The organism is Pseudomonas sp. KK4 (assembly GCF_001984065.1).
Taxonomy (GTDB): domain Bacteria; phylum Pseudomonadota; class Gammaproteobacteria; order Pseudomonadales; family Pseudomonadaceae; genus Aquipseudomonas.
In genome coordinates, this window is the sequence record NZ_LYVP01000154.1 from 1 (window position 1) to 9,949 (window position 9,949).

Consider the following 9,949-nt stretch of genomic DNA (forward strand, 5'->3'; position numbering starts at 1 on the left):
CGATCCGAGCCGCCTTCAGCGACGACAGGTTGAGCAGAAGTAGCGGCGAAAGCGTTCACTGCGAAAACCGAGAAAGCGATGCTGAGAAGGGTCTGGCGTTTCATGATCGTGTGCTCCGGGTGTAATGGGTTGGTATGGAGCTGATGTTACGCCGCAGAATTTTTAAGAGAACTTCATTGACATGATGGTGAACATCGACGGCAGTGATATCGCGCTGCTCCTGCAGGCGCTGCCGCAGGCTGCGATTTTTTGACGTGGCGGTTATTCCGGCAATCCTGCCAGACGCAGCCCATCGGCGAACCGCGCCATATCCTCGGGCCGCTTTATCGGCAACCAGTCCTTGAGGTCGCACAAACGCAAAGTGGGGTCCAGACCGCGCAGACGTTGCATCGCCCACCTGGCTTTTTCCATTTGCCCGCCCAGCGCATGACTGGCTGCCGCCACCGCCGCCGGCGCCAAAAGGCCGGGCAAGTTGCCCAGCGCTTTTTCCGCCCAGTCCGCCGCCGCCTCGAAGTGACCGGCGAAAAGGTTCGCGAACGCCATTCCAATCTGCATCCTGAACATTTCCGGATCCAGCGGACTCAAGCGCACGGCATGGGTCAAATCTTCGATGGCAGTGTCTGTTTCACCACGCAGTGCGCGCAGGATACCGCCCAGGTACCAGGCGGGAGCGAGGTTGGGGTTGAGCAGGCGTGCCCTGTCGAGCAGTGCAATGCCACCATCGAGATCACCGGTGAAATGGCCCAGTGCATGGCCGCCCCGAGTCAACGCGACTGCATCATCGCGGCCCAGGGTCACCGCCAGGTGCGCCAGCCGCGTGCCCTCGGCAATTTCTGTGGCCCTGTCAGTCATCCAGCCATTGAGCTTGCGCCAGAAGAGGCACCAGGCGGCCATGCCGTAGGCCGAAGCGAATTCCGGATCGAGCGCTATGGCCTGGTAGAACATCGACAACGCTTCAACGATGGCTTCCCGACTGCCGCTGTGCAGTTTTGCCATGGCGCGCAGGTAATAGTCGTAGGCGTCGAGGTTTTCCGTCGGTTTGCGTTTGGCGCGTTCGATTTCCGCGCGTTCCAGTTGCGGCGCGATGGCGCCGACGACGCTCTCGGTGATTTGATCCTGCAATTCAAAAATATCGTCCAGCGTCCCTTCAAAACGCTCAGCCCACAGGTGTGTGCCACGGGTGGCATCGATGAGTTGCCCGGTAATGCGCACCTTGTTGCCGGACTTGCGCACGCTGCCTTCGAGCACGTAGCGCACCCCCAGCTCCTGACCGACCCCTTTGGCGTCCACTGCCTGGCCCTTGTAGGTAAAGCTTGAATTGCGTGCGATGACAAACAGCCAGCGGATGCGCGACAGAGCGACGATGATGTCCTCCACGACGCCGTCGGCGAAATACTCCTGGGCCGGATCGCCGCTCAGGTTATGAAAGGGCAGGACAGTAATCGAGGGTTTTTCCGGCAGAACCAGGCCGGGGGAGGGCGTTTGTGTGGCGGTCCGGCGCTCGTCAAGGTCGGGCTGGAGTGCCTGCTGGCTGTCGTGGGTCTTGACCTGGCCGATGAAGCGATAGCCCTTGCGGGCAACGGTACGCACCAGGCGCTGTTGTTCGCCGGTATCGCCGATGGCTTTACGCACCGCGTTGATGTGGCTGGCGATCGTCGATTCCGAGACGATCCGGCCGCTCCACACCGCCTGGAGCAAGTCATCCTTGCTGACCACATGATCGGGATTGCTGACGAACAACAGCAACAGATCGAAGACTTGCGGCCCAACGGCCACGACCTGTCCGCGCAGGGTCAGCTCCCTGCGTTGCTCATCGAGAACATAGCCTTCAAATAGGTATTGCACGGTGAGCATCCCCTGGAAAAACGCCCGCAACGTCGTGCCCCGGGTGCCTGGCGACAGGTATCTGAAGCTGATCATACGGCAGCTCGAAACCCGCTGCACCGTCCGCGCCAGCGGTGACTGGACGGGTGAGCGCGTGATTGGATGCAAATCCAAGGGGGCGCCAAGGCAAATCCAAGGTTGGCGCAAGGACTTGCCTGCTGCGCCGAGCCAATCTGTCCTCATCCCGACGCAACGGTTGCAGTCGCCAAGGTGGGAAAGTCTCATGAAAATTGTCGTCATTGGAGGCTCCGGCCTCATCGGATCCAGGCTGGTGAATGCTTTGCGTGGATGTGGCCATGATGCGCTTGCCGCCAGCCCCCGCACCGGGGTGAACAGCATCACGGGCGAGGGCTTGGCCCATGCCCTGGCGGGCGCCGATACAGTGGTCGACGTCGCGAACGCGCCGTCCTGGGACGATCAGGCCGTGCTCGATTTCTTTGAAACGTCGAGCCGCAACCTCTTGGCCGCCGAAGCGGCGGCTGGCGTCGGCCATCATGTTGCCCTGTCGATCGTTGGCAGCCAGCGGCTTCCCGATACCGGCTACTTTCGGGCCAAGGCTGCGCAAGAGCTTCTGATCAAGGCCTCCGGCATGCCCTACACCATTTTGCGGGCCACGCAGTTCTTCGAGTTTGTCGGCGCCATTGTCCAGTCGTTCGCCGTCGGTGAGGCGATTCACGCTTCACCCGCGTTGATCCAGCCGGTCGCGGCCGACGACGTGGTGGCGGCGCTCACCGATATCGTGCTGGCCGCGCCGGTCAATGGCACGTTGGAAATCGCAGGTCCTGAAGCCCTGCCGATCGATGAACTGGCCGGGCGTTTTTTGCAGGCGAGCGGGGACAGGCGCAAGGTCCTGCCGGATGTGAACGCGCGTTATTTCGGTGCCGTGCTCGACGATCAATCGCTGACCGCCGGCAAGACGGCGCGACTGGGCGCGATCCGCTTTGAAGACTGGCTCGCCCGGTCGACGGCCCGGTGAAAAGTGATCGTTCACAAATCCCTAACCCTGCGTACAACCGCTGCGGCTTCTCGGCCCGGTTCAAGGCTCATATGCTCTGAACACACCCAAGGCAGTCCGCAACAGCAACAGCACAGACGCCAGAAACGGGAACCGCTGAAACTCCAATCTAAAAATAAAGGAGACAGGAAATGCCGAATGGCCTGTTCATTGATGAGCTGATTCGCGAACGCAGTGCCAAGCGTGGGTTTCTGGATCGACCAGTGCCCATGGACATGGTGAAGGACATTCTGTCGGCGGCAAAACATGCGCCGAGCTCGAGCAACAGCCAACCGTGGCGTTGCTATGTCATCACCGGCAAGTCCCGCGAGCGCATCACCGAAGCCGCCGTGGAGGCCTATCGCGCGTCGCCGGAAGGGCAGACGCCGGAATATCCGTTTTTTCCGCCAGAACTGCATGACCCGTACAAGACCCGCTTCCATACCTTCCGCGGGCAACTGGGCGATGCCCAAGGCTGCTGTCGCAGTGACAAGGAGGGGCGGCGGCGTGACGTCGAGCGCCAGTTCCGTTTCTTCGATGCACCGGTCGGCATCATCTTCACCATGGATCGGCGCCTGGAGTGGGCCAGTTTCCTGTGTTACGGCTGCTTCCTGCAGAACGTGATGCTGGCCGCCAAGGGCCGCGGGCTCGATACCTGCCCGCAGCAGATCTGGTCGCTGCAGCACCCGTTGCTGCGCGCCGAACTCAACCTTCCCGAGGATCAGATGGTCGTCGCCGGCATGTCACTGGGTTGGGCCGACAACAGCCTGCCGGAAAACAAAATGACCGTCGCCAAGCTGGAACTCGAAGAGTTCACCACCTTCGTCGACTGAGCACTGCGACAACCCCACGTTAATCGCCCACGGCGCCGGACAGGCGTCGCGGACCCTGCTTGTCCACATGAAATGGAGAATCACATGTCAGCCATCAAAGGTTTCCACCACCTGACCGCCGGCGTCGCCGGTGCGCAGGAGGACGTCGATTTCTATGTGAAGCTGCTGGGACAGAGCCTGATCAAGAAAACCGTCCTGCTCGACGGTGAAGAGCCGATTTATCACCTGTACTACGGCAACGCCCAGGGTGATGCCGGCACGCTGGTGACCTCGTTCCCGTTCCGCCAGCGCGGCGTCAAGGCCCGTCCCGGGTCCGGCCAGATACGCGTCATCAACTACTCCGTGCCCAAGAACGCCCTGGACTTCTGGCGGGCACGTTTCGAAGCCTTCGGCGTGCCGTACGACAAGGAAACGGTCACCCGTTTCGGCGAAACCCGTCAGCGCTTCCTGCACCCGTGCGGCATCGAATTCGACCTGGTCGCCTCCGATCAGGACAGCCGTCCAGCCTGCGTGGCCGATGACATCCCGGAGCAGTTCGCGATTCGCGGCGTGCACAGCATCACGCTGTCGCTGCGCGAAGTGGCCGAGTCGATCATCTTCATGAAGGACGCCCTCGACTTCCGCTACGCCGGCGAGCATGGCCCGTATCACCGTTTCGAAACCGCCAGCGGCGCACCGGGCACCGTGGTCGAGTTCCAGCATGAGCCCGACCGCCTGCAAGGCTCGTCCATCTACGGCGAAGGCACCATTCACCATGTGGCTTTCGCCGTGGACAACGTCGAACAGCAGATGGCGCTCAAGGACAAACTGATGTCCATGGGGTACATCGACACCTCCGAATCGGTGAACCGCAATTACTTCCGCTCCATGTATTTCAAGATGCCCGGCGGCGTGATGTTCGAAGCGGCCACCACCGACATCGGCTTCACCATCGATGAGCCCGCCGATGATCTGGGCGGCGAATTCCAGACGCCGTCCTGGTTGAGCGACCGCAAGGAAGAACTGCTCAGCCGCCTGGAGCCGATCTCGGTCTGACCCGGCCTCTCATACCCAGCGACTGCCACCAGCAGTCGCTGTTCATAATGTTGTCCCGTACAGGTTCCATCATGTCCAAACCAAAGATTCTGATCGTGTTCTATTCGCGTACCCGTTCCACCGAAATCCTGGCCAACGCGATTGCCGCGGGCGCCGTGGCCGAAGGCGCCGAGGTTCGCCTGCGCCGGGCCCGGGAGCTGGTCGGCCCGGAAATCATGCAGCAGGTGCCGGGCTGGTTCGACAGCGCCGAAGCGATGAACGCCAAGTATGAAAAGCCCACCGAAGCCGACGCCGAATGGGCCGACGCCATCATCTTCGGCACGCCGACCCGGTTCGGTTCGATCTCGTCGGAGCTCAAGGCCTACATCGATGGCCTGGGCGGCCTGTGGTTCGCCGGCAAGCTCAATGGCAAGGCGGGGTCGGTGTTTGGCTCGACTTCATCCAAACACGGCGGCAACGAATCGACCCTGCTGTCGATCTACGCGCCGATGGCGCACCTGGGGCTGATCATCGTGCCGCTGGGCTACGCCGATCCGTCGATGTTCAAGGCCGGCACGCCCTATGGCGCGACCCACGTCTCAGTGCTCGACACCCTGGTGCCGGATGAAGACCACCTGGCCGTCGCCCAGTACCAGGGCCGTCGGGTGGCTTCGGTCGCACGCTCGTTGCGCTGCGTGACGCCGGTCGCTGAAGCCGCCCTGGCCTGAGGATCGCTGTCGGTGGGGTGGGGCGTTTGCCGGTCACCCTGCCGGCAGCAGTTCGACCCAACCCGGTTGGCTCTTGACCCGGGTGAGCCACTGCTCGATGGCCGTGAACCGCTGCATCTGCAAGCCGCCTTGGCTGGCCAGCGAGACATAGGCGAACAGGCCCAGGTCGGCCACGGTGTAGTGATCACCCACCAGCCAGGTATGTCCGGCCAGCCATTGTTCGAGTTTCTCCAGGGCCGGGTAGGCCTCTTTGTGAAATTGCTCGATCTGCGCAGCCATTTGATCGGCGATGCCCTTCAAATGGTAAACGCGACACAGCGCCAACGGCTTTTGCAGGTCGCCCTGTTCGAACGACAGCCAGCCGATGACCTGCGAGCGCAGCCAGGGATCATCCGGGAGGTAGCGGCTGCCCTGGGCCAGGTGCATGAGGATGGCGCCGGACTCGACCACGGTCCGGCCGTCATCGAGCTGCAATACCGGCACCCGGCAGAAGCGGTTGAGTTGCTGGAACTCGGGGGTCAGTTGTTCCCCTTTGGCCAGGTCCAGGGTGATGCGCTCGTAAGGCTGGCCCAACTGATTGAGCAGAATGCGCACCTTCCAGGAGTTGCCCGACATTCGGCTGTCATAGAGTCGCAAGATGTTCGCTCCAACGAGAAAAAAGGTCGACGCAGGGCCGCGATCAACCCGCGGTCCAGCGCCTGGAACAGGTCCTATCCTAGCGGATTTGGAGACCGCCCACGCTTGACAACCATCTTCTACCGAAACCGAAAACACCTCAATTGAAGGAGTGACTGTCGTGGATGTTGATAACGCCAATCTGGTCGAAACGATTGAACAGCTCAAGCACATGACGGCCCTTGTTCGCGCCGGCATGCTCGACCCGCAGCGAAGCACGTTGGTGGGCGATGCGCAGTCCCCGCGCTTTGAACTGTTCCACGCGGCCAGTTCGCTGTGCTCGCAAAAGGTCCGTACGGTGCTGCATGAGAAGCGCCTCAGTTACCGCTCCAACGACATGATCATCCTGTGCTCGATGGGGGCCGACGGTGTCATGGCGGCCGAGCACTACAACCCGGCGTACGTGCGTTTGCGCCTGATCGCCGGCAAGGACATGGGGCAGGCGTTGGTCAGCGGCTACAGCGGGCGTACCTCGGTGGAGACCGAAGGCTTCGATCCCTGTGCGGTGCCGCTGCTCATCGACTACGTGGCGGGGCGGGTCATCGCCGATTCCAAGCGCATCTGCTGCTACCTCGATGAGGTGTCGACTGAGCCGCTGCAACTGTTGCCGGCCGCTGCCCAAGCCCGTGCCGAAGTGATGCGCCAGGTCAGCATCGTCGATCGGTTGCCCAATGCCGCGCTGCTGTACGGCTTTCACCCGGATGCCGACCACCGTCCCGAGAGCCTCAAATCGGTGATGGAAACGGTGTATGACTACAAGGTCATGGCGCTGCAAGCCCTGGCCGAGGCCAATGCCGGGGACGCCGAACTGGTCGGTGCCTATCGCGCCAAGATCGCCAAGGAAAGCGGCGGCAAAAAGGTCTGCCATGACGCCGCCTTCCAGCGCGCCGTCCGGCAGGATGCCCGCGAGATTCTGATGGCGCTGGACCAGGCCCTGGGCGCTCAGTCGTCCCCGTATCTGAACGGTCATGCGTTCTCGCTGGCGGACGTGGCCTGGGGCGTCAACCTCATCCGCATGGCGTATCTGGGCCTGGCGTCGCTTTGGGATGATCAGCACAATGTCACCCGGTATTTTCAGGCACTGACCCAACGACCGTCGTTGTGTAGCGAGGCGATTGGCGCGTCCATCGACTCACTGCCGCCTTCGGAGCACTTCGCAGGCGTCGCGCAACGTGCTGCGCAGCGAAGGAATTCGTAAGCGAGGCGCAAGACCTGTGGGAGCGGGCTTGCTCGCGAAAGCGGTAAATCAGTCACCTTCTGCATGACTGACCCAACGCCTTCGCGAGCAAGCCCGCTCCCACAGTCATCAGTGGTGTTTGCTGATTTTGTGCCCTGCCACAAAACCTGTAGGAGCGAGGCTTGCCCGCGATGGCGGTGTATCAGGCGCCATAGAGGTTGAATGTGTTGTGTGGTGTTTGTCGGTTTTGGGTGCCCGGCGAAACCGAGCTTCAGCGGTTGTGCCTGGCCATGTGCGGGCAGCCCGTGGGTGGGTTGCCGATGAAGGTGCGTGCCGACCACAGTTCCGGGAATGGGATTTCATCCAGCGTGGGTGCCAGCCAGGCCACGCCTTCGGTACCGAAGTAGGCGGGGCGGGTGCCGAAGGTGCGGCGGGTGGCCATCAGGTGGCGGTACTTCCATTGGCTGAAACCTTCGGCGATGTCGGCCAGGGTCTCGCCTATCTGCTGCAACTGGATGTTGATATCGGGACCGGCATAGATCTCTCGCCAGATCCGTTCAATGGCCTCGTTGGGCACATAAGGCGCGCTGAAATCGCGCTCCAGCACCGCTTTGGGGACCTCCATGCCGATGCGGCCGAAATAGGCCAGCAGGTCGTCGTAGAGACTTGGTTCGGCCAGGGCCTGCCTGAGCTGTGCCAGGCGCGCCGGTTGCGGGGCGAAGTGCACCAGATGCTCGGCCTGTTTGATGCCCAGCAGGTAGACCATGTGCCGATAGGTCCAGCCTTGCAGCGCCGTGTCCTTGCCATAGGTCGCGGCGGCCCGGGACAGGATCGCCATCAGGTCGTTCGGCGTCATCCAGTCGATCGAGCGCCAGTTGGCGTCCAGCACCGCTTGATGGCCGACCACCCGCAGCAGCGTGCGATAGACCAGGCTCAGGTTGTTGTCGCGCAATTGGCGTTGCGCCGTCTGCAATTCCTTGACGATCAGCATCCAGTACAACTCGGACACCTGCACGTGGGCGATCCAGGCATGCTCGCCCGGGTGATCGCTGACCGGCGTCTGCAGCGAGTGCAGCACGTCGGTCTGCATCCAGGCGCTGTAGGGCGTTTGCCCGGCGGGGGTGTCGGTGGAATCGAGGCTCGCGGTATCGAGGATCTTGTTCATTGTTATTTTCCTGGTCGTGTTCAAACCTGCCAGCCAGTTGGCGGGGATCAAGAAAATACTAGGGTGACCGGGCAGGCCTGAGAAGTTGGCCGGGCTGCACGATAAGTCCCGGAATGGCGAACGATCCGGACGAAAAACACCCCTGAAAAACTGCCAGAATAACTGTCATTGTCGTTACACGGTCACGTACTTATGATCAAGGCGTCGATGTTTGCAGGGCCGCTATTGCGCACAGGGACTGCACCCGTACCGAGGGCTGACTCCAATAACAACCGCCCCGGTTTTCTCGATCGTGATTCTGCCCAGGTAGCGCCCGAATGCTGGATCTCAAAGATGTCTTTTACTTCGTTCAAGTGGTCGATCGCGGTGGCTTCACCGCCGCCGGCAACAGTTTGCGGCTGCCCAAGTCGACGCTGAGCCATCGGGTTCACGAACTGGAAAACTACCTCGGCGTGCGCCTGCTCAACCGCACCTCGCGCCAGTTCGGCATGACCGATATCGGCACCGAGTTCTACCAGTACGCCATCGCCATGCTCAACAGCGCCGAGGTCGCCGAAGAGGCGGTACGTGAGCGACTGGCCGAACCCAGCGGTGTGGTGCGCATCACCACTGCCGTGGAAATCGCCCAGTTCGCCCTGCGCGATTTGCTGCCTGCCTTCCTCACCCGTTACCCCAAAGTACAGATCGTGGAAATTTCCACCGACCGCCTGGTGGATATTGTCGGCGAAGGTTTTGACCTGGCGATTCGCGGGCACATCTCGCCGTTGCAGGATTCGTCCCTGGTGCAGCGCGCCATTGCCAGTGTGCCGTGGTTCCTGTTCGCCGGGCCTGAGTACCTGGCCAAAACCGGCACTCCGGCCACCCCGGACGATCTGGCGCAGCACACGACCCTTTCGATCGTGCGCGGAGGTCCGTCGCAATGGCAGTTGCGCAACGCGTCCGGTCAGGACACCTGCGTGCCCATCGCGCCGCGTTTCCAGAGCAACGACATGATCTCCACCAAGGAAGCCGCCTGCGCAAACCTGGGGATTGCGGCGCTGCCGGGCTATATCTGCAAGGAAGAACTCAGCAACGGTACCCTGCAACGGGTGTTGCCGGGCTGGATGGTCGCCGATGCGCGCATGACCGCGCTGATGCCCCACCGGACCGGGCTGCTGCCGGCGGTGCGGGCGTTGATTGATTTCCTGGCCGTCGAGATCCCCAAGGTCACGACCTTCGACGAGGCAAACCTGTAGGCGCGAGGCTTGCCCGCGAAGCTTTTTGGCGGCCTCAATGGCCCCATCGCGGGCAAGCCGGGCGCCTACAGGTGGGGGTTTGCGTTCAGCAATCTGCGGCCAGCAGGCTTTCCAGTTGCATCGCGATCTGCAGCAGCCTGGCATCCTCACCGGGCCGGGCGACGATTTGCAGCGAGGCGGGGAGGTGGCTGTCGATCGAGCGCAAGGGCAGTGGAATCGAAATGGCCGGGAACCCCGCCAGGTT

Annotated in this window: 9 protein-coding genes; 6 read left to right on the forward strand and 3 right to left on the reverse strand. The window is 62.0% G+C overall.

Annotated features, from left to right (window positions below):
- Window positions 1-261 precede the first annotated feature (261 nt).
- Window positions 262-1,854: a winged helix-turn-helix domain-containing tetratricopeptide repeat protein gene (locus tag B0W55_RS26905; RefSeq protein WP_371807302.1), complete on the reverse strand. Its 1,593-nt coding sequence runs from the start codon at window positions 1,852-1,854 to the stop codon at window positions 262-264.
- Window positions 1,855-2,107: 253 nt separating this feature from the next.
- Here B0W55_RS26905 and B0W55_RS26910 point away from each other — a divergent pair, with 253 nt between their 5' ends.
- The 4 genes from B0W55_RS26910 to wrbA all read left to right on the forward strand — a co-directional run bounded on the left by B0W55_RS26910 (window position 2,108) and on the right by wrbA (window position 5,453).
- Entirely contained in the window at window positions 2,108-2,860 is a 753-nt protein-coding gene (locus tag B0W55_RS26910; RefSeq protein ID WP_077048946.1) for an SDR family oxidoreductase, read from the forward strand.
- A gap of 170 nt (window positions 2,861-3,030) precedes the next feature.
- Window positions 3,031-3,711, forward strand: a complete 681-nt coding sequence (locus B0W55_RS26915; protein WP_077048947.1) for a nitroreductase — start codon at window positions 3,031-3,033, stop codon at window positions 3,709-3,711.
- Window positions 3,712-3,795: 84 nt separating this feature from the next.
- Window positions 3,796-4,746, forward strand: a complete 951-nt coding sequence (locus B0W55_RS26920) for a ring-cleaving dioxygenase (RefSeq protein WP_077048948.1) — start codon at window positions 3,796-3,798, stop codon at window positions 4,744-4,746.
- Window positions 4,747-4,817: 71 nt separating this feature from the next.
- Window positions 4,818-5,453: an NAD(P)H:quinone oxidoreductase gene (gene wrbA, locus B0W55_RS26925; RefSeq protein WP_077048949.1), complete on the forward strand. Its 636-nt coding sequence runs from the start codon at window positions 4,818-4,820 to the stop codon at window positions 5,451-5,453.
- Between the two features lie 33 nt (window positions 5,454-5,486).
- On the opposite strand, the gene B0W55_RS26930 is transcribed toward wrbA, so the two are convergent.
- Entirely contained in the window at window positions 5,487-6,089 is a 603-nt protein-coding gene (locus tag B0W55_RS26930) for a glutathione S-transferase family protein (protein WP_218189775.1), read from the reverse strand.
- Between the two features lie 160 nt (window positions 6,090-6,249).
- Between B0W55_RS26930 and B0W55_RS26935 the strand changes: the two genes are divergently transcribed.
- Window positions 6,250-7,326 (forward strand): glutathione S-transferase family protein, encoded by a 1,077-nt coding sequence (locus tag B0W55_RS26935; RefSeq protein ID WP_218189776.1) that lies wholly within the window; start codon window positions 6,250-6,252, stop codon window positions 7,324-7,326.
- 250 nt (window positions 7,327-7,576) lie between these two features.
- Here the strand turns inward: B0W55_RS26935 and B0W55_RS26940 are convergent, their stop codons facing one another.
- A complete protein-coding gene (locus B0W55_RS26940; protein ID WP_175645575.1) occupies window positions 7,577-8,470 on the reverse strand; it encodes a tryptophan 2,3-dioxygenase in 894 nt (297 codons plus the stop codon).
- A gap of 317 nt (window positions 8,471-8,787) precedes the next feature.
- Here B0W55_RS26940 and B0W55_RS26945 point away from each other — a divergent pair, with 317 nt between their 5' ends.
- The gene (locus tag B0W55_RS26945; protein WP_077048950.1) at window positions 8,788-9,705 is read left to right on the forward strand and encodes a LysR substrate-binding domain-containing protein; all 918 of its coding nucleotides are present in this window, start codon (window positions 8,788-8,790) and stop codon (window positions 9,703-9,705) included.
- Window positions 9,706-9,949: the final 244 nt, after the last annotated feature.

Coding starts and splice junctions, on each gene's coding strand:
- B0W55_RS26905 (WP_371807302.1), bottom strand. CDS start 1,854: ATGCTCACCGTGCAATACCTATTTGAAGGCTATGTTCTCGATGAGCAA.
- B0W55_RS26910 (WP_077048946.1), top strand. CDS start 2,108: ATGAAAATTGTCGTCATTGGAGGCTCCGGCCTCATCGGATCCAGGCTG.
- B0W55_RS26915 (WP_077048947.1), top strand. CDS start 3,031: ATGCCGAATGGCCTGTTCATTGATGAGCTGATTCGCGAACGCAGTGCC.
- B0W55_RS26920 (WP_077048948.1), top strand. CDS start 3,796: ATGTCAGCCATCAAAGGTTTCCACCACCTGACCGCCGGCGTCGCCGGT.
- wrbA (WP_077048949.1), top strand. CDS start 4,818: ATGTCCAAACCAAAGATTCTGATCGTGTTCTATTCGCGTACCCGTTCC.
- B0W55_RS26940 (WP_175645575.1), bottom strand. CDS start 8,470: ATGAACAAGATCCTCGATACCGCGAGCCTCGATTCCACCGACACCCCC.
- B0W55_RS26945 (WP_077048950.1), top strand. CDS start 8,788: ATGCTGGATCTCAAAGATGTCTTTTACTTCGTTCAAGTGGTCGATCGC.